The following is an 18223-nucleotide window of genomic DNA, read 5'->3' as shown; positions in this document are numbered from 1 at the left end:
CCTCGTCTTCAACGTCCCGTCGCCGCGGCGCGTACATCCCAGCGACACCGGGCCGGACACAGGCAGGGCGCGGGCATGACGGAGGGGAGGCATCTCATGGGACGACGGGGTGAGCACTCCGCCGTGCCAACGCTGCGTACGCCGAGGCGCGCGACGCCCGGCACCGGCCGCCGCCGAACTGCCCCCTGAACCGCAGGACCACTGTGGACGCCGGACCGTCATGACACCGGACGTGCTCTCCCTCTCCAGAGCCGTCCGGGCCGTCGCGTTCGGGGCGGTGTGCGTGACGCTTGCCGCGACCGGACACATCCTGATGTCGGGAGAGGCCGTCCCCGGCCGTGCGATGGTCGCCGCCTTCGTGGGTACGGCCGTGGGGGCCTGGGCCCTCGCGGGCCGTGAGCGGGGACCGCTCGCCGTCACCGCGACAACCGTGACGGCACAGGCGGCACTGCACGTCGGCTTCTCACTCGCGCAGACCCTGACCCGTGCCGACGCCCGGGCGGGCACCTCCTTCGTCCGGCGGTGGGCCGAGCATCTGTTGTGCGTGGGCATGCCTCCACACACCCCGGAACGGACAGCCACCGGTATGCCGGGCCACGCCCACGCCACGGAGCACGACATGTCCGCCGCCGCCGGCACGGCCGCGCACGGCATGTCCGCCATGGCGCCCCTGGGCATGGTGGCCGCGCATGTGGCGGCTGCCATGCTGTGCGGGGTGTGGCTCGCCCACGGGGAACGGGCCGTCTTCCGCGTACTGCGCGCCCTCGCCGGATGGCTGGCGGCGCCGTTGCGGCGCGCGTCACTTCGCACCGCACCCTCGCGATGTGCACGTCCACGCGTACGTCCGCGACGCGACAACCCCGTACCGCGGCGGACGCTGCCCGCCGTCGGCGACCCCACGCGAGGTCCACCGGGCGCGCACCGCTGTCCTGTGGTGACAGCCGGTTCCCCGGACGCGCGCCGACGGTTCCCCACCGGCGCGGGCATCGGCGCCCCCTTCGGCGCGCCCGAGGTGCCCGCGTCCCGTCCCGCCCGCGCGCCGCCAGACTTCACCCGACCGACGTAAGGACCCGTGGCGATGACGCCCACCCACCAACCCTCCGACCACCGGCCCTCCCCTGCCCCGCGGTCTCCCGCCGGGCGCGCACCGGGACGGCACACTCCCGCCTCCGACGCGGCCACGACCCGGCTCGCCCTGGCGGCCCAGGGCGGCGACGCCGACAAAACCGACCTCTTCGTCCGCGCACTGCACCAGGACGTGTGGAGCTACGTGGCGCACCTCAGCGCCGACCCGCAGGCCGCCGACGACCTCACCCAGGACGTCTTCCTGCGGGCACTGGCCGGCCTTTCCCGGTTCGAGGGCCGCTCCTCCGCCCGTACCTGGCTGCTGTCCATCGCCCGGCGCACGGTGGTGGACAGTTTCCGGTACGCGGCCGCCCGGCCCCGGCGCGCCGACCAGCCCGACTGGCGCGGCGCCGCCGAGCAGGCCCAGCCGCGGCACCTGCCCGGCTTCGAGGAGGGCGTCGCCCTCACCGAGATGCTGACGACGCTCCAGGCGGAACGCCGCGAGGCCTTCATGGTCACCCAGCTCCTCGGGTTCCCCTACGCCGAGGCCGCCACCGTCCTCGGCTGCCCGGTCGGTACGGTGCGCTCCCGCGTGGCGCGTGCCCGCGCCGCACTGGCCGGCATGATCCGGGACGCCGACACGGAGGGGGATGCGGGCACCGTCCGGGCGGCCTGAGAACGCGCGCGGAAGCGGCGGACACGGCTGAGGGCTGTTCGCGGACCGGGTTCCCGGCCGGCTGTCTTTTCGCAGCGCGAAAAACGCGGCGAGGCCGGGAACCCGGAGCCCTCCTTCCACGACTACTTGTGCGAACCCCGGCGAACAGGGCTTTCCGGATGCAGGGAAAACAGCGGGTCGTGGAGGCAGGACATGTCCAGGATGTGGCGCCCGGTCGGCGGCGTCGTTCTCACCGCGGGACTGCTCACCACCGCGTGCGGCGGTGGAGGCGGCGCGGCTGACGCGTCGGCCGCGCGGGGCGGCTCCGGGGGTTCCCCGGTGTCGGTGGAGAACTGCGACGGTGAGAAGGTCACGTTCGAGGCGCCTCCCGGCAAGATCGTCACGAGCAACGCGGCGGGACTGGAGATCCTGCTGCGGCTCGGAGCGGGACCGAAGGTGACCGGCACCGGCTTCCCGCCCGCCAAGGGCGCGCTGCCCGCCGAACTCGCGGACCGGGCGGCCGAGGTGCCGGTCCTGGGACGGACGGTCATCCCCAAGGAGAAGCTGCTCGGTTCGGGCGCGGATGCCTACATCGAGACGTTCCGCCCGGCGCGCGGCGCTCATGTCGGGCCTCGGCCGGAAGAGTTCGAGGCCGCCGGTATCCGCGTGGTGCAGCTGCGCTCCACCGCGTGCGCCGCCGAACTGCCGGGGCCGCGGAAGGACCTGTCCGCGGTCACGGAGGACATCGAACGGCTGGGGACGCTCACCGGCACGTCCGAGCGGGCCCGTGAGATCGTCTCCGGCATGAAGGAGACCCTGGACACCGTGAGTGAACGGGTGGGCGCCGTGCCCGAGGGGCAGCGGCCCACCTACTTCGTCTTCGACTTCGACGCCGGCACCAAGGAGCTCACCGCGGTGTGCGGGAAGCAGGTGGCCAACGCGGTGATCACTCTCGCCGGGGCCCGCAACATCTTCCGAGACTGCGACGCCGACTACGAGAAGACGGGCTGGGAGGACGTCGTCGACAAGAATCCCGACTGGATCCAGCTCGCCGTACGCAACCGGGGGAGCGAGAAGGCGGACGACAAGGCGTTCGACGAGGCGGAGCGCTTCCTCAAGTCCTTCCCCGCCACGCGCGGGCTGACCGCCGTCAAGAACAACCGGTTCCTGCGGATCAGGTCGGAACGCACGACGACGCCGGGCGTCACCAACGCGGAGACGGTCGAGCAGATCGCCCGCACCCTGTATCCGGACAAGTTCGAGGACGTGCGGTAGATGTCGGCGGCATCCTCACCGACCCGCACGGCGCGCGCGGCCGGCCCGTCCCCGACGAAGGCCGGCGAACGGGGGCCCAGGACCGTCCCCGTGGTCTGGCTCCTCGCCTCACTCGCCGTGGCCCTGCTGCTGTCGCTCACCGCGGCCGTCTCCTGGGGCTCCTCCGGCGTGCCGTTCGGCGAGGTGTGGTCCACGGTGCTGCACCGCGTGACCGGCGGGCAGCCGCGGCCGGGAACCCAGGACCTCATCGTCTGGCAGCTGCGGGTGCCACGCGCCCTGCTCGCCGCTCTCGTCGGGGCCGGACTGGGGATTGTGGGTACCGCCGTGCAGGCGCTGGTGCGCAACCCGCTGGCGGATCCCTACCTGCTGGGCATCTCCAACGGCGCCTCGCTGGGGGCGGTCGCGGCCATCGTGCTCGGTACGACCACGGGCGGGCTGTTCGGAGTCGGTGTCTCCGGAGCCGCTTTCCTCGGGGCGCTGCTGTCCTTCGGCCTTGTCTGGGCGGTGGCCCGGCGAGGAGGCGGTTTCTCCCCTCTGAAGCTCGTCCTGGCGGGTGTGGCGATCGGCCAGTTCCTGTCCGGGTTCACCAGCTATCTGGTGCTGCGGGTGGGCGACGAGCAGCAGACCCAGGGCGTGCTGTTCTGGCTGATGGGCAGCCTCGGCGGAGCCCAGTGGAGCACCCTGGTCCTGCCTGCCGGGGCGGTGCTCCTCGGACTGGTCGCCCTGCAGGCGCGGGCCCGGGGGCTGAACGCCCTGCTCCTGGGCGACGAGACCGCGGCCGGGCTGGGCGTCGACGTGGTCGCGCTCCGCAGGGAACTGTTCGTCGTCACCAGTGTCCTCACGGGCGTCCTGGTCTCCGTCTCCGGCGCCATCGGCTTCGTGGGGCTGATGGTGCCGCACCTGTGCCGGCTCGTCATCGGCGGGGACCACCGCAGACTGCTGCCGGTCTCCGCGCTGACCGGCGCCGTCCTGCTGGTCGTGGTCGACATCGTCTGCCGCACGGCCCTGCCGTCGATGGAGCTGCCGGTGGGTGTGGTCACCGCCTTCGTCGGCGCTCCCGTCCTGCTGTTCCTGCTCGACCGCCGACTGGAGCGTGGCTGATGCGCATCGAGGTGGACGGCCTCCGGGTCGCCTACGACGGCCGTACCGTGGTGGCCGGGGTGAACCTGCTCGCCGCTCCCGGCGAGATCACCGGGCTGATCGGCCCGAACGGCAGCGGCAAGTCAAGCGTGCTGCGCACCGTTTACCGGCACCTGCGTCCCGCGGCGGGCCGGGTCCTGCTCGACGGTACCGACCTGGCGGCCCTCGCGCCGGCCCGGGCGGCACGCCATGTGGCGGCACTGCCACAGGAGCGGGGCGGCGACTTCGAACTCACGGTGCGCGAAGTGGTGGCGATGGGGCGTACCCCCTACAAGCGGGCCTTCGCCGGTGAGGACGAGAAGGACCGGCGGATCGTCGCCGACGCCCTGGAACGGGTCGGCATGACGCGGTACGGCGGGCGCAGGTTCTCGGCACTGTCGGGAGGCGAACGGCAGCGGGTCCTGCTGGCCCGCACGCTGGCCCAGGATCCGGACGTCCTCGTCCTGGACGAGCCCACCAACCATCTCGACGTCCGCCACCAGGTGGAACTGCTGGCCCTGCTGCGGGCCCAGCACCGTACGACCCTGGTGTCGCTGCACGACCTGAACGCGGCCGCGTCGGTGTGCGACCGCCTGCACGTGCTGCACGCCGGTGAGGTCGTCGCCTCCGGTACCCCGCTCGAGGTCCTCACCCCGCACCTCCTCGCCGAGGTGTTCGGCGTACGGGCCGCGGTCATCGAGCACCCGCTGACCGGTGACCCGTTGATCGCCTTCGACCACACTGCCACGGCGGCAGAAACGCCCTCGTAGGGGAAGCGCCGATACCTGGGGGCGCGGAAGCGGGACCGGTCTACCCGGAGGTGACCAGGACGGTGCCCCTGCGCTCGAACTCCAGGTAGCGTTCGATCCTCGCCGCCGCCTCGGAGCCGAACTCCCGCTCCATCAGGTGCAGGGCCCCGTCGATGCCCGCGCTGACACCGCCCGCGCAGACCAGGTTGCCGTCGTCGAGGACACGTGCGTCGCGCACGTCGGCTCCCTGGTCCCTCAGGTACTGCTTGGCGCCGGTGTGTGTGGTGCACGGCCGGTTCCTGATGACGCCTGCCTCGTGGAGCAGGACCACTCCGGTGCACAGTCCGTACAGGGTCAGCCGCTCGTCCGCCGCCGCCTCACGCAGCAGGCGGGGCAGGTGCCCGTCCTTGAGTTCCGCCCAGATGCCGGGACCGTTGCGGAGGCGGAAGCCGCCGCCGGGCACGACGAGAACATCCGCCTCCGCGGGATCGAAGGCGTCCGGCACGTCGATCCGTGTGCCGAAGCGGGCGGAGACCGTTCCGGGACGGCCGCCCGTGACGAGCCGGTACGCGACCGGGAAGCCCATCGCGGCCGTAGCACCGAGAACCTGGAGCGGCCCGAACACATCCAGTTCCTCCACCCCGTCGAAGACGACGACGTGGACACGTAGGGGGTGATGCTTCTGTTCCTGCGGCGAAGTGGCGGGCGCCGTGGCAGCCGCGGGTGCGGTAGTGGCACCGGTGGCGGCCAGGGCCGCGCCGGACAACAGGGCGTTCCTGCGGTTCACTTCGGGCATGCCGATGACTCTTTCCGTTGGTGGCTTCGTGTGCCGGGCGTCCAGGTAGTCGTGCCGTGAGGGTGGCTGGTTCCGCTCCTGTGACATCGGTGAGGTGGCACAGGCTGTACTCCGAACCGTCGTGCCTGCCCCATCGTGCGGTCCCGCGCCTGTTCCTACGGTGGTGGACGCACCGGATCGGCCGGTGCACCCCGACGACAGGGAACCAGATGACCATGGCGCATCCGAGCGCGTCCCGAACCCGAAGCCCGGTCAACTACCGCACGGCGACCACCACCTTGGTCACCGCTTTCGCGAGTCTCGGCCTGGTCGTTCCGGCGGTCGGCGCTCCGAAGCCGGACGTGGACTCACTGCGGCAACGGGCGGTCGCGATCCAGGCGACGGGCACCGTGGGGGTGCTTGCCCAGTCGTCCGGCCCTCAGAGCTCCCGGTACGCCACCGTCGGAGTAGCGGACACCGCCACGAAGCGTCCTGTACGGCCCGGCGACAGGTTCCGGATCGCCAGTGTCACCAAGACGTTCGTGTCCACGGTGGTGCTGCAACTGGCGGGTGAAGGGCGGCTCTCGCTGGACGACACGGTCGAGGACTGGCTGCCGGGAGTGATCTCCGGCAACGGCAACGACGGCGGACGGATCACCGTCCGGCACCTGCTGAATCACACCAGCGGTCTGTACAGCTACACCCGCGACATCCCCGTTCTCAACACCAGGGCCGGTTATCTGGCCCAGCGGTACACGACCTGGACGGACTCGCAGCTCGTCGGCATGGCGATGCGTCACGCACCCGACTTCGCGCCCGGGACGGGGTGGGCCTACTCGAACACGAACTACATCGTCGCCGGCATGATCATCGAGAAGGCCACCGGCAACACCTGGGAGCGTGAGGTGACGCGCCGCATCGTCCGGCCGCTGCACCTGCGCCACACGTCCGCTCCCGCCACCCGCCCCGACATCCCGGGCAACCACCTGAAAGGCTACTCGGCCTTCGACGACGGCAAGCCGGCGATCGATGTCACGGAGTTCAACCCGAGCGCGGCCGGCGCGGCCGGCGGCATGATCAGCACCTCGGCCGATCTGACCCGCTTCTACTCGGCACTCATGAAGGGCCGGCTGCTGAAGCCCGCCCAGATGGCGGAGATGAGGACAACCGTACGTGCCGCCCAGCTGGACGCCGTCTGGCCAGGCGTCCGCTACGGCCTGGGACTGATGCAGGTGCCGCTCAGCTGCGGCGGGAGCTACTACAGCCATGCCGGGGACATCGCCGGCTACATGACCCGCACCGGCGTCAGCGGGGACGGCCGTCACGTGGTGGTCGTGGAAGCCACGGGCGACGGCTCCGCTCCCGACCTCGACACCATGCACGTCACCAACACCCTGATCGACGAACAGCTGTGCGCCGCCGACCGCGAGCGGTGACGCGACGTCCCGTCCGGATGACGGGGCCCCGGATGTTCCGCGCGCGGCGGCGCGGAGAAGGCCGTCGCACTTCTGCGGCTACAGGACGCAGTGAACGGTGCACGTGTCCGGTCGTCGACGAGCGGCGCGGCGGCCCCGAGGACCTCGCCCGCGTCGCCGTCGGTGACCGGGATCAGCCGTCGTCAGCGAGTTCTCACCGTGAGGCGATCAGTCGGCATCGGGATCAACGGACTCTTCGTGGAGACGGGTCGCGAGGCGTCGGCCCACGCCACGGCCCAGGCACGCAGGGCGGTGATACCGGCATCGTCGAGGCCGTAGACGGCGAAGGCCTCGTCGCATCGGTCCCCTCGGCGCCCACGAGGTTGGACCGAAGGTCCTCGCGTTCGAAGCGGCCCCGGGCGTGGCGACGGCCGAACTCCTCGAGTTCGGCGTCGGTCCAGCGGCGGAAGGCCGTGAACACACCGATCAGGTCGCGGGGAGCGCCGCGGTCCGCGAGGGCGCGGACCTTTGTCCCCACCACGTCCTCCTCCGCACGGACGGGACCGTCAGGGTCTCCACGACCGGACCCCAGAAGACCTCCTTGAGGACGTCGACCTCGCACGTCTGCCCGGTGGCCGGACCGGACACGGTGAACCGGGCGGACAGCGGAGCGGTCTCCAGCGCCTGAACCTGCCGGCCCCGTGCCTTCAGACCACCACGGAGTGCGTCCGCGATGTCGGCCGTCGGAGCCTGGTTCTCCGTGGCGACATCGAGGTCCTGGCTGAGACGGTTCGCCAGACGGTGTGCCCGGACGGCGTACCCGCCCGTGAGGACCAGGGGATAGGGAGCGCCGATCGCGATCACGTCCGCCAGGAGCCGCCTGTGCAGCTCCGGCATGTCCTCACGCGGCTGACGGACGCGGGAGGAGAGCGGGGGAAAGGCGTCCTCCCATACCCCGCGCACGGTGCGCCCTACGAGAGTGCGCAGCACCGGCCACATCTCCAGGAGAAACGCCTGGTTGAGGAAGCGCGACAGATCCTCACGCAGGCCCTCGTGCAGCACGGTTCGGTACAGGCCCATGCGCTGTCGGGACTTCTCCAGATCGTAGGAGCCCAGCCCGGACCAGGCGATGTGGAGGGGCAGCTCGACAACACCGTGGACGGGGCCGCGCAACTGGTCCAGCGACTCCGGCAGACGGCGCCGGAATTTCTCCCGGTACAGCGCGAGGTCTTCCGCCTCCGCGACCGACAGATGCGCCGGTGCGGGCGGTGCGGTTGGGGGGTGCTGCCGGCTGGAGACCATGGCCCCATTAGGGCGGCGGCCAGAAGGGCGAGCGGGGCGGACCGCGTGTGCCCCGCGGACGATCAGCCGGGGCTGGACCAGCCCTGGCGCCAGTAGCCCGCGAATCCAATGTCCGCTTTATCCGCATTGAGTTCGGCGGCAAGGTGACGGCGCAGTGTCGTGGGCAGCCGCTGCTCGCCTGCCGCCCAGGTGTAGAAGCGGCCCGGGGGCAGCTCCGCCCTGCGCACCGCGTCCAGAGCCAGGGCGCCGGGCCGGACCTCCGGGTCGTCGCGGCTGATCCAGTGGACCCTGACCCCCTCCCGAGCGGTGATCTCCGACGACCGGATGTCCGCGGCGGTGGGAACCTCCAGGAAGACCTCCGCGGTCAGGGTGGACGGCGCGTGGTCGAGGATCGCCAGTACGGCCGGCACCGCGCTCTCGTCCGCGACCAGGAGTTGCCAGTCGGTCTCGGCCGGCGGGAGGTAGGCGTACCCCATGTCGAAGACGCCGGCCGGATCCCCGGGCCGCACTCCGCGCGCCCAGGTGGACATGGGGGAGTCGTCGTGCAGGGCGAACTCGATGTCGAGCTCGTCGTCGGCGGGGCGGGAGCGGCGGATCGTGAGATTGCGGACCCAGGGCCTGGCGGACTTGGGCGTCATCATCATCTGGGCCATCCACGCCTCGCTGGAGAGGGTCGGCATGCGCAGGGCGTTCTGCCCCTTACGGGGGAAGAACAGCCGGACCGACTGGTCGTGGCCGACGAGGACGAGGTCCTTCAGGGCCGGACCGCCCAGCGTCACCCGTGCGAAGTTCGGTGTGAGCAAGGTGCTGCCACGCACCTCGAGTGTGATCATCGTGCGGGACGATGGACGACGGACCCGGGGAATCATCGTACGTCCCTGACTGTATTGCTGTTTGCCCAGCTCATGGCATTATTGTGAGTCAGGGCTCACTTTTTGGCCACTCGCTTTTCGAGCATCCGGGGAGCACCGCGTTGGCATCGGGAAACCGCCGTCTCGAACCACGTCGAAGGCCTCGGCAGGCCCGGGCAGAGCTCACCCGGGGCCGCATCCTCGACGCCGCTGCTCACGTTTTCGCCGAGCACGGTTATGCGGCCGGCACCACCAACCGGATCGCCGAAGCCGCCCGCATCTCCATCGGCTCGCTGTACCAGTACTTTCCGAACAAGGATGCGATCCTCGCCGAGTTGCTGGTCCGGCACATCGACGACGGAGCCAGGGCGAGCGCGGAGCAGAGCGAGCGGGCACTGGCCGCCGGGAGCCTCGAAGCCGCCGTGCGGCTGGTCGTGCGGGAGGCCATCGAGACACACAGGGCCGACCCCCAGCTGCTGCGCATCATGATCGAGGAGGCGCCACGCTCTTCGGACCTCGTCGAGAAGGTGAGCAGGCACGAGGAGAGCCGGATCGCACAGTTCGGCGAGCTGCTCGCACGGCACCCCGAGGTGCGCGTCGACGACATCGACACGGCCGCCGTACTGCTCGCGTCCACCGTGGAACTCGTCACCCACAAGCTGATGGCGGCACCCGCACGCGTCGACATCGAACGCTTCGAACGTGCACTCGTCGGCATGCTGGTCCGCTACCTTGCCGGTGACCTGCCCTACGGGCGTACGGAGTCCTCCGGGACCCCGGACGACCGGTCGGAGCCGGAGTGAGCGGAGTGATCCTCCAACTCCGCTCGCCACAGGCGGTGTTCCCGGTCCGCCCACGCCCGTGACACGGTGCCGCCCCACATGCCCCTGCGGGCCTCCGGGTCACCGACCGCCTTCCCGATGTGGGCGGCCACGACCACGGCGACCGCCAGGGCGAGCCAGTCGTGGACGAACGTCGCCCCCGTCCGCAGGCTCAGGGCGAAAAGCTGCGGGAACCAGAGCATGAGCCCGGTCCCCAGCATCACGAGGCCGGCGCCCGCCGTCCACGCCGCGTAGGCCTTCTGGCCGCCGTTGAACTTGCCCGAGGGTATGTCCGAGGTGCGGCGCCGCCGCACGGCGGCCCACAGCCAGCGGCGGTCGTGGTCCTCGAACCGGTTGAGCCGGGTGAGGTCCGAGCGCAGCGCCCGGGACGCCAGCCCCAGCAGCACGGGCAGGAACATCGCGACACCGGACCATTCGTGCACGATGGTCACCAGCCTGCGGCGGCCGACGAGTTCGGCCAGGGGACCCACGTACAGGCATGCGGCGGTGATGACGCACACCCCGGCCAGCGCCGCGGTGGCGTGATGGACCCAGCGCACCGCGGCCGTGAACCTGAGAAGCCGGTGGCCGGTACCGGAAGGGTTCTCGCGGGCTGCCGCGCGGTCAGACCGTGGGGGCATCGCTGCGTCCGTTCGAGCGGCCCACCCACGCGTCCACGTCGTAGCCGAGCTCTTCCCAGTAGCCGGGCTTCACGTCCTCGGTGACGGTGATGCCCGACAGCCACTTCGCGGACTTGTAGAAGTACATCGGCGCCACGTAGAGCCGCACGGGGCCGCCGTGCGCGTGGGTGATCGGTTTGTCCTCCATGCTGGTGGCGACCATCACGTCCGAGCGGCGCGCCTGCTCCATCGTCAGGCTCTCGGTGTACACCCCGTCGAAGCAGGTGAACCGGATGGCCTTGCCCTCGGGTGCCACGCCCGCCGCGTCGAGGAGGGTGGACAGGCGCACACCCGCGAAGGGCGTCTGCGGGACCCGCCAGCCGGTCACGCACTGAACGTCCTTGACGATCCTGTGCTGCGGAAGACCCGCGAGGTCGGACAGCTTGTACGTCATCGGCTTGTCCACGAGCCCGTCGACGGTGAGGCGGTAGTTCGTCTCGTCGCGTTCGGGTACGGAGCTGGTGACGGAGTAGTAGCGGAAACGGTTGCCCGGCAGCAGGTTTGACAGGCCGGTCGGGTCCTTCTCGGCAACGGTGTCGATGCTGTCGGAGACCAGACGCTGCAGCGGGCCGCCGGCGACGACGCCCACGGCGCCGAGCCCGACCATGCCCAGCAGTACACGCCGCCCCACCGGGGTGCCACGGCGGCCGCCGGGGTCCGGGGGCGGCGCCGCGGAGTGAGAGGTGCTCATACCCTGACTACGCGCCACCACCGGGCTGTGTTGAAAGCCCGCCGCGTCCGGTGGTACCGAGCCGTGGGCAAGGGCCAGACGGCACGCTCGGTGTGCCCCTGCTGCCGTTGCCCGTTCGGTGGACCTTCCCGTGCCGCGGCACCTTCCGCCGCACGTGCGTGCCTGCCGCGGCAGTGACCAGCCTGCCGTCAAGGACCGGCACCACCGAACGGTGCGAGGAGCACCGGGCGCTCTTGGAGAACAGCAGACGCCATGGCAGGCGGGGTCGTGCGGCCGAATGCGCCCCACCATGTGTCCGAAGCCGCTCGGCTGCGTGTCAGCGGCGTATCGGTCCTGCTCATCGCACCGTCATGACCGGGCCTGGCATGGTCCGGTGCACGGTGCGACGGTAGGCAGGGGCATGATGAAGGCCCGACCGGTAATGCCTGCGATGGATGCCCATGTCTGATTCTGCTCCTGCCAAGATCCTTCTCGTCGAGGACGACGAGGTGATCCGGAAGTCCGTGGCAATGGCCCTGGAGCGGTACGGGTATCACGTGACCGTGGCCGCCGACGGGCTGACGGGACTGGAACTCTTCCGGGAAGGTCCGTGCGACCTGCTGTTGCTCGACGTGATGCTGCCCGGGCTGGACGGCATCGGTCTGTGCCGCCGCATCAGGGAGAGCAGCACGGCTCCCATCCTGATGATGTCCGCGCGCGGCGACTCACTCGACGTTGTGTCCGGACTGGAAGCCGGCGCCGACGACTACGTCGTCAAGCCCGTGGACACCGCTGTCCTGGTGGCCCGCATCCGTTCGCTGCTGCGCCGGTCCATGCTCGTACCGACGGAGCAGAGCGAACAGGCCGGCAAGCTGGTCTTCGGCGACCTGACCATCGATCCGGCCGCGCTGGAGGTCTACCGGGACGACGAGAGACTCGCGCTCGCCCCGACCGAGCTGCGTCTGCTGCTGGAGTTCGCGGCGCACCCCGGCATCGTGCTCAGCCGCCAGACCCTGCTGCGCGACGTGTGGGATTACGGCTGGGACGGGGACTCGCGGGTTGTCGACCTGTGCGTGCAGCGACTGCGCAAGAAGATCGGAGCCGACCGCATCGAGACCGTCCGCGGCTTCGGCTACAAACTGCGGCGCTGAGCCGGAGAACCCGCGATGTCGAGCGTGCGTGCCCTGCTGAACCTGCGCTCCCTGCACTGGAAGATCACCATCTTGGTGACCATGGCCTGCACCGCGATGGCGCTCACCGTCGGCGTGCTGGTGCACGCCTCAACCTTGAGAAGATCGATGCACGAGGGCGCGGGCAAGGCCGTCGTGGCGCTGGACCGGGAGCTGGAGGAGGCTCGGGACTCGGGTCAGGCTGCGCCGCTCGCCACGCCCGGTGAACTCCCGGCAGCCCTGAGGCAGCAGGTCGAGCGTCACGGCCAGGGAACCCTTTACGAGAACGATCCGCCCGCACCCGTGTTCTGGGCGGCGCGGAAGGAAGGCGGGCAGCTGTACGCGACCCGCGTCGACATGACAGCGGACCTGCTCACCAGGCGTGCCCTCGACCGGCACCTGTGGAAGTCCTCCCTGGCCACCCTGGCCGTCGTGGTCCCGCTGACGGCTCTGGCGACGGAAGTGTCTGTCAGGCGACTGCGCCGGGTGGCCCGTACGGCACGCCGCATCACCGAAGGCGATGTGAACGCGCGGACCGGAATGGGACGCCGCGGTGGTGACGAGATCACTGACATCTCGGCCACGGTCGATTCCATGGCCGACAGCCTGCAGGAGAGGATCACAGCAGAGCAGCGCTTCACCGCTGACGTCGCGCACGAACTGCGCACTCCGCTGATGGGGCTGGTCACCTCGGCCGGCCTGCTTCCCGAGGGGGAGGCCACGGAAATGGTACGGGACCGGGTCCGCGTGCTGCGGGACCTGGTCGAGGACCTCATGGAGATCTCCCGTCTCGATGCGGGCGCCGAGCAGTTCCAGCCGAGGGAAGTCGTCCTGGCCGAGCTGGTCGAGGAATCGGTGGCGAGGACCGGCCTGACGGTGGACATGACGGTGGTTGACGACGTCGTGGCGGAAACGGACCCGCGCCGTTTGGACCGCATCGTCGCCAATCTCGTCGTCAACGCGCACCGTCATGGCGCCGCACCCGTGGAGATCACCGTCACCGGCCGGACGATCAGGGTGCGTGATCACGGGGCCGGCTTCCCTCCCGATCTGCTCGCGCGCGGCCCGGAGCGATTCCGCACCGGCGCGGCGGAGCGGGGCCGCGGACACGGGCTGGGCCTGACGATCGCCCTGGGCCAGGCCAAGGTGATCAAAGCGGCCCTGGACTTCACCAACCACCCCGAGGACGGGGGAGCGGTGGCCGTCGTGCGCCTGCCCGGCGACAGCCTGTCAGGCGCGTGACCGGACACACGGTTCCCCCCGCGCGCACGGCCGGAGCCGCCGTGGAGTGGCCCGCCCGCGCTGTGATGCACGACCGATGCGTTCCTGCGACCTCACGGCGCTCCCGCGTCCGTCGTCCCGACGAACCGCCCGAGCAGCCTTGCTGTCGTACCGGTCATGCGTGCGACTACGGAGGTTGTTCTCGATGTTCCCGTGCCTCGTCTACCGTTGTCGCACGACGACCGGCGTGCTCGCGCTCTTCTCCGCGGTGACACTGGGCACCACTGTCGTTCTGACGTCCGGCGACTCCGGGTCCGCCCCCCCCATCACGACCGTCAGGGTGCCGTGGACATCCACGGGGACGGCAGCCTGGCGGAAGTTGTCGAGGAGGCCGCGGTCCCGTGGCCGCAGGACGGCCAGACCGCTGTCAGGATCGAGGGAGAGGGCTCGCTGGGTGTGCGAGGCGAACAGCAACCGGTTCCGATCGCGAGTCTGGCCAAAGTGATGACCGCGTACGTCATCCTCACCGAACACCCGCTCCGTCCGAATGAGCAGGGCCCGCTCATCGAGGTGGATCAACAGGCCGCGCACGAGGTGGGCGTTGGCGGTGAGTCGACGGTTCCGGTCCGGCCCGGCGACGCGTTCTCCCAGCGGCGCATGCTGGAGTTGCTGTTGATTCCCTCCGGCAACAACATCGCCCGCCTGCTGGCCCGCTGGGACTCCGGCACACAGGAAGCCTTCGTCAAGAAGATGCAGAGTGCCGCCCGGAAACTGGGCATGGACCACTCGACGTATACCGGGGCCAGCGGAATCGAGGAGACGACACGGAGCACGGCGGCCGACCAACTGAACCTGGCACAACAGGTGATGAAGAACCCTGTCTTCCGTCACATCGCGGCAAGCAGGAATGTCACCGTCCCCGGCGTGGGCCCCGTGCAGAACACCAACTCCCTGCTGGGCACGTCGGGGATCATCGGCCTCAAAACCGGCTCCAGCACCCCGGCGGGCGGCAACCTCCTGTGGGCCTCGGAGGTGCGCATCGGCGACAAGGACCGTCTCATGCTGGGAGCCGTGCTGCACCAGGGGGCGAACACCACCGCCGGAGAGGGCCTGCGGACCGCTCTCGACAACAGCCGGGCACTGATCGACGCACTGCGCGGCCGACTGGGCTCCTCGCGGTCGGAGGGCTGAGCGACGATGACGACGCCCTCCACAGGCAACAGCGTGGACGCCCGCGAGGTCCGGGGACGGGAACAGACGAACCGCACGGCATCGGCGACGCGCACGGCGCGAGCCGCCCGGGCGCCGTCACAGCCCCCGTCCCGGCCACTCAGGCTGCGCCTGTCGCTCCGGTCGGCGCGCAAGGGAACACTGACGGCCTGCCTCGCCGTCCTTCTCGCGCTGGTCGTTTCGGTCCCCGGCCGGATCCCCAACAGCCCGGGACATCTGGGCAGCCTGGTCGAGACCGTGTTGCCCTGGACGGTCCTCGCGATCCCGGCACTGATCGTCCCGGCACTGGTCCGCAGATCTCCGCTGGCAGCACTGTCACTGGTACTGCCGGTCACCGTGTGGGGCACCCTCTTCGGCAGCACGCTCGCCGACAAGTCCTCGCCCGGGGGAGACCTCACCATAGCGAGTCACAACGTCAACCAGGAGAATCCCGACCCGGAGGGCACGGTAGGGCAGTTGCTCGCCTCGAAGGCAGACGTTCTGGCACTGGAGGAACTGACTCCTCGCACGGCGTCCGCCTACGAGCGCGCGCTGGCGTCCGCCTACCCGTACCACTATTTCAAGGAGACGGTGGGCCTCTGGAGTATCTACCCGCTGAGCGACGTGCAGGCCCTGCCCATCGTGCCGTGGACACGCGCGATGCGCGCCACAGTGGAAACCCCTGAGGGCTCTCTGGCTGCCTACGTCGTGCACCTCCCGTCAGTTCGCGTCAACTCCGCCGGGTTCACCACGCGCGCCCGTAACGAGGCACTCGGTCGGCTGACGGCCGAGCTTCACCGCGAAAGCGCCCAGAACGTGGTCGTACTGGGTGATTTCAACGGGTCGGCCGACGATCGCGCGATGCGCCCGCTCACCCGGCACTTCGCCTCGGTCCAGACGACGGCCGGTGACGGATTCGGTTTTACCTGGCCGTCGCGATTTCCGGTGGTGCGCATCGACCAGATCTTTGTGAAGGGTGCGAAGGCCACCTCGGCATGGACCCTGCCCGCGACGGCGAGCGACCATCTCCCCGTGGCGGCCCGCCTCGATCTCCTGCCGCGGACGCCCTTGGGCAGTCGCCACCCGTGAGCACACGGGAGGCTGCTCGGTTCCACCGCCGGCCGGCGCGCTGACCGGACCCGTGAACGAGCCGATCCCGTTGTGGCACGGAAGACACCGGGCAACGCTTGCAAGCGGGTCGTGGCGGTCAGGGCTTGGACATATGCACGCGCAGGTGGCGGCGCCGACTCGGATGAGGCGGGTGACGGCGTTCGGCAGCCGATGGCGGAGCTTCTTCAGCTCGGCGGCGCCGCGCTTCGGCCAGGTCACCGTCCAGTGGCAGGACGCGGGCCCGGGCCGTCCCATGATCGCCCGGACAGCGCCTATTCGGCGTGGGCGACGGCTGTGACCGGGGAGGTGCGCGATGCCCGGCGTGCCGGCAGCATCCCCGCTCCGGCGGTCAGCACGACGAGGCCGGCGAGGACCGCCGCGAGCTGCCCGACGGGCACACTGAACGGGGCGCTCACCTCGGCGACACGCACCACCAGCCAGGCGTACGGCAGTCCGAGGGTCAGACCGAGGATTCCACCCAGCACTCCGTGGAGCGCGCACTCCAGGGTGACCGTGCGGTGCACAGCTGCCGCGCCGAGTCCGAGGGCCCGCAACAGGCCGAACTCACGCTTGCGTTCGACGACGGTGAGGCTCGCCGTCGTCGCGACACCGACGACCGCGACGACGACGGTTAGCCCCAGCAGCATGATCACTGTCGTGGCCACCGTCCGCAGGTCCTCCGCCCCGTCCTCCGGCCCGCCCAGCCCCTCGGCGATGATCCGGCCGCCGCCCTCGGGGCTGTCCACCACCTCGGTGAGGGCCCGCTCCGCGCGCGCCCGCCCCTGGGCGCCGCCCTCCGCGGCGTTGGCGATGACATCGGTCGGGGCAGCATCCACTCCCATACGGGTGAGGTCCCCGGCGGTCATGAGAACCTGCGCGCCGTAGGGCCCGGCTCCCGGCAGCGTCGCCGCGACGGTGAAGTCGACCGCGTGTCCCTCGATCGTGAGGGTCACCCGGTCGCCCGCCCGCACACCGAGATCGTGGGCGTAGCCGGCGTCGACGACGATCCGGGAAGGCCCCAGCCGGTCGAGGGATCCCGTACGGGCGGTCAGTGCTCCACCGGAGCGTACGGCGTCGGGGGCGAGGTCGGCGACCGAGACGGTGGAACGGCCCTCGGAGGACTCCGCCGTCCGGAAGGCGGTCACACCGGTCAGCTCGGGGCGCGACTTGAGCGCGGTGACCAGCGTCGGGGACAGCGATTCGCCTTCTCTGTCGGTCAGCGAGAAGTCCGCCGCCGCCGAGACCGCCCGCTGGTAGCGGTCGTAGGCGTCCAACGAGGCGAGGCAGGTCAAGGTGGTGCCGATCAGACAGACGCCCAGGGCCACGACGACCGAGACAGCGGCCGCTCTGGCCGGCGCGCCCCCGACTCCCGCGACCGCGAGACGGCCGACCGCGCCGAGACGGCGTAACGGCAAGGCCACCGCCGACAGAACGGGACGGACCAGGTACGGACCGAGGGCGATCAGGGCCAGAAAGGCCAGCCCGCCCGAGAGCGCCACCACGGTCAAGGCGGCGAACCGGTCGTAGTCGCTGTCCCCCGGCTCCGGCAGACCGGTGTACTGGCGCCGGGCCAGGGCCACGGCCCCGGCGGCGCACAGCAGCCCCGTCAGGAACCGCCCGGTCCTGACGGCCGGCCGGTCGTCACCGGACGAGGCGATCCGCAGGGCGTGCAGGGGAGAGACCCGCGAGGCGGTCAGGGACGGGGCCAGCACGGCCAGTACCGCCAGCAGACCGGTGCCGACAACGGTCAGGGCGGCTGGTTGCCAGGGGAAGGAGGCGGAGGCGGACAGATGGTGCCCGAACCATTCGGCCACCGCGGGAACGAGCCGACCGCAGCCCCAGGCCGTCAGCACCCCGGCCGTGCCGGCGAGCAGCCCGACCGCCGCTCCCTCGGCGACGAGCGCGGCGGCCAGCCGTCGCGAGGTCGCCCCGATGGCGCGCAGCAGCGCCAGCTGGCGTACACGTCGTGCGAAGACGATGCGGAAGGTGGAGGTGGCGACGAGAACGGCCGCGCCGATGGCGACGGGGAGGAAGACCGAGACCAGGTCCAGCAGATCACGGGCTTCCGCCACCGCCTCACGGGCCTCCTGGTCACGCACCCTGCAGTGAGAACGCCATCAGCCAGACCGCGATCGTC

General features: G+C 70.8%; 16 protein-coding genes and 2 pseudogenes. 11 read left to right on the top strand and 7 right to left on the bottom strand.

Going from position 1 to position 18223, the window contains the following annotated elements; genetic code table 11:
• The first annotated feature begins 220 nt into the window (after positions 1-220).
• From BU52_RS29050 to BU52_RS29030, 5 genes are all read left to right on the top strand, one after another.
• Complete coding sequence (locus BU52_RS29050; RefSeq protein WP_051858691.1) at positions 221-1066, top strand: hypothetical protein; 846 nt, start codon at positions 221-223, stop codon at positions 1064-1066.
• Between the two features lie 12 nt (positions 1067-1078).
• Positions 1079-1741, top strand: a complete 663-nt coding sequence (locus BU52_RS29045) for a sigma-70 family RNA polymerase sigma factor (protein WP_037940022.1) — start codon at positions 1079-1081, stop codon at positions 1739-1741.
• A 192-nt stretch (positions 1742-1933) separates the two neighbouring features.
• Positions 1934-2995, top strand: coding sequence for an ABC transporter substrate-binding protein (locus BU52_RS29040; protein ID WP_078903504.1), 1062 nt, complete (start codon positions 1934-1936; stop codon positions 2993-2995).
• Positions 2996-4096 carry a FecCD family ABC transporter permease gene (locus BU52_RS29035; RefSeq protein ID WP_078903503.1) on the top strand — a complete coding sequence of 367 codons (1101 nt, stop codon included), beginning with the start codon at positions 2996-2998 and terminating at the stop codon, positions 4094-4096. It begins immediately after the preceding gene.
• Positions 4096-4884 (top strand): ABC transporter ATP-binding protein, encoded by a 789-nt coding sequence (locus BU52_RS29030; RefSeq protein ID WP_037940020.1) that lies wholly within the window; start codon positions 4096-4098, stop codon positions 4882-4884. The genes BU52_RS29035 and BU52_RS29030 overlap by 1 nt, the downstream gene beginning before the upstream one ends.
• A gap of 40 nt (positions 4885-4924) precedes the next feature.
• Here the strand turns inward: BU52_RS29030 and BU52_RS29025 are convergent, their stop codons facing one another.
• Positions 4925-5659: a DJ-1/PfpI family protein gene (locus tag BU52_RS29025; RefSeq protein WP_051858689.1), complete on the bottom strand. Its 735-nt coding sequence runs from the start codon at positions 5657-5659 to the stop codon at positions 4925-4927.
• A gap of 215 nt (positions 5660-5874) precedes the next feature.
• Between BU52_RS29025 and BU52_RS29020 the strand changes: the two genes are divergently transcribed.
• Positions 5875-7074, top strand: a complete 1200-nt coding sequence (locus BU52_RS29020; RefSeq protein WP_051858695.1) for a serine hydrolase domain-containing protein — start codon at positions 5875-5877, stop codon at positions 7072-7074.
• A 207-nt stretch (positions 7075-7281) separates the two neighbouring features.
• Here the strand turns inward: BU52_RS29020 and BU52_RS29015 are convergent.
• The 3 genes and pseudogenes from BU52_RS29015 to BU52_RS29005 form a co-directional block, all read right to left on the bottom strand.
• Positions 7282-7950, bottom strand: a pseudogene (locus BU52_RS29015) (nucleotidyl transferase AbiEii/AbiGii toxin family protein).
• A 24-nt stretch (positions 7951-7974) separates the two neighbouring features.
• Positions 7975-8355 (bottom strand): annotated as a pseudogene (locus tag BU52_RS37295) (hypothetical protein); the annotation flags it as partial.
• Between the two features lie 62 nt (positions 8356-8417).
• Entirely contained in the window at positions 8418-9188 is a 771-nt protein-coding gene (locus BU52_RS29005; RefSeq protein ID WP_200881328.1) for a siderophore-interacting protein, read from the bottom strand.
• Positions 9189-9328: 140 nt separating this feature from the next.
• Between BU52_RS29005 and BU52_RS29000 the strand changes: the two genes are divergently transcribed.
• On the top strand, positions 9329-10009 hold the full coding sequence (locus BU52_RS29000; protein WP_051858688.1) for a TetR/AcrR family transcriptional regulator: 681 nt from the start codon (positions 9329-9331) through the stop codon (positions 10007-10009).
• On the opposite strand, the gene BU52_RS28995 is transcribed toward BU52_RS29000, so the two are convergent.
• Together BU52_RS28995 and BU52_RS28990 are read right to left on the bottom strand one after the other, a co-directional pair.
• Positions 9955-10668 carry a cytochrome b/b6 domain-containing protein gene (locus tag BU52_RS28995; RefSeq protein ID WP_051858687.1) on the bottom strand — a complete coding sequence of 238 codons (714 nt, stop codon included), beginning with the start codon at positions 10666-10668 and terminating at the stop codon, positions 9955-9957. The two genes, BU52_RS29000 and BU52_RS28995, sit on opposite strands and share 55 nt — an antisense overlap.
• Entirely contained in the window at positions 10652-11398 is a 747-nt protein-coding gene (locus BU52_RS28990) for a molybdopterin-dependent oxidoreductase (RefSeq protein WP_037940016.1), read from the bottom strand. Before BU52_RS28990 ends, BU52_RS28995 begins: the two co-directional genes overlap by 17 nt.
• 440 nt (positions 11399-11838) lie before the next feature.
• On the opposite strand from BU52_RS28990, the gene cseB reads away from it, so the two are divergent.
• The 4 genes from cseB to BU52_RS28970 all read left to right on the top strand — a co-directional run bounded on the left by cseB (position 11839) and on the right by BU52_RS28970 (position 16065).
• Positions 11839-12528: a two-component system response regulator CseB gene (gene cseB, locus BU52_RS28985; protein WP_078903502.1), complete on the top strand. Its 690-nt coding sequence runs from the start codon at positions 11839-11841 to the stop codon at positions 12526-12528.
• 15 nt (positions 12529-12543) lie between these two features.
• Complete coding sequence (locus tag BU52_RS28980; RefSeq protein WP_037940012.1) at positions 12544-13788, top strand: sensor histidine kinase; 1245 nt, start codon at positions 12544-12546, stop codon at positions 13786-13788.
• 324 nt (positions 13789-14112) lie between these two features.
• Positions 14113-14958, top strand: a complete 846-nt coding sequence (locus tag BU52_RS28975; protein WP_235216450.1) for a D-alanyl-D-alanine carboxypeptidase family protein — start codon at positions 14113-14115, stop codon at positions 14956-14958.
• Between the two features lie 150 nt (positions 14959-15108).
• A complete protein-coding gene (locus BU52_RS28970) occupies positions 15109-16065 on the top strand; it encodes an endonuclease/exonuclease/phosphatase family protein (RefSeq protein WP_407702067.1) in 957 nt (318 codons plus the stop codon).
• A 293-nt stretch (positions 16066-16358) separates the two neighbouring features.
• Here the strand turns inward: BU52_RS28970 and BU52_RS28965 are convergent, their stop codons facing one another.
• Positions 16359-18185 carry an FtsX-like permease family protein gene (locus BU52_RS28965; protein ID WP_051858684.1) on the bottom strand — a complete coding sequence of 609 codons (1827 nt, stop codon included), beginning with the start codon at positions 18183-18185 and terminating at the stop codon, positions 16359-16361.
• Positions 18186-18223 lie beyond the last annotated feature (38 nt).

This window comes from Streptomyces toyocaensis (genome assembly GCF_000725125.1).
Taxonomy (GTDB): domain Bacteria; phylum Actinomycetota; class Actinomycetes; order Streptomycetales; family Streptomycetaceae; genus Streptomyces; species Streptomyces toyocaensis.
This window is presented reverse-complemented; position numbering and strand designations above follow the sequence as displayed.

What these genes read in the sequence shown, in the direction of transcription:
- BU52_RS29035 (WP_078903503.1), top strand. Translation starts at nt 2,996, where the DNA reads ATGTCGGCGGCATCCTCACCGACCCGCACGGCGCGCGCGGCCGGCCCG.
- BU52_RS29005 (WP_200881328.1), bottom strand. Translation starts at nt 9,188, where the DNA reads ATGATCACACTCGAGGTGCGTGGCAGCACCTTGCTCACACCGAACTTC.
- BU52_RS29020 (WP_051858695.1), top strand. Translation starts at nt 5,875, where the DNA reads ATGGCGCATCCGAGCGCGTCCCGAACCCGAAGCCCGGTCAACTACCGC.
- BU52_RS28980 (WP_037940012.1), top strand. Translation starts at nt 12,544, where the DNA reads ATGTCGAGCGTGCGTGCCCTGCTGAACCTGCGCTCCCTGCACTGGAAG.
- BU52_RS29025 (WP_051858689.1), bottom strand. Translation starts at nt 5,659, where the DNA reads ATGCCCGAAGTGAACCGCAGGAACGCCCTGTTGTCCGGCGCGGCCCTG.
- BU52_RS28995 (WP_051858687.1), bottom strand. Translation starts at nt 10,668, where the DNA reads ATGCCCCCACGGTCTGACCGCGCGGCAGCCCGCGAGAACCCTTCCGGT.
- BU52_RS29030 (WP_037940020.1), top strand. Translation starts at nt 4,096, where the DNA reads ATGCGCATCGAGGTGGACGGCCTCCGGGTCGCCTACGACGGCCGTACC.
- cseB (WP_078903502.1), top strand. Translation starts at nt 11,839, where the DNA reads ATGTCTGATTCTGCTCCTGCCAAGATCCTTCTCGTCGAGGACGACGAG.
- BU52_RS28990 (WP_037940016.1), bottom strand. Translation starts at nt 11,398, where the DNA reads ATGAGCACCTCTCACTCCGCGGCGCCGCCCCCGGACCCCGGCGGCCGC.
- BU52_RS29050 (WP_051858691.1), top strand. Translation starts at nt 221, where the DNA reads ATGACACCGGACGTGCTCTCCCTCTCCAGAGCCGTCCGGGCCGTCGCG.
- BU52_RS29040 (WP_078903504.1), top strand. Translation starts at nt 1,934, where the DNA reads ATGTCCAGGATGTGGCGCCCGGTCGGCGGCGTCGTTCTCACCGCGGGA.
- BU52_RS29045 (WP_037940022.1), top strand. Translation starts at nt 1,079, where the DNA reads ATGACGCCCACCCACCAACCCTCCGACCACCGGCCCTCCCCTGCCCCG.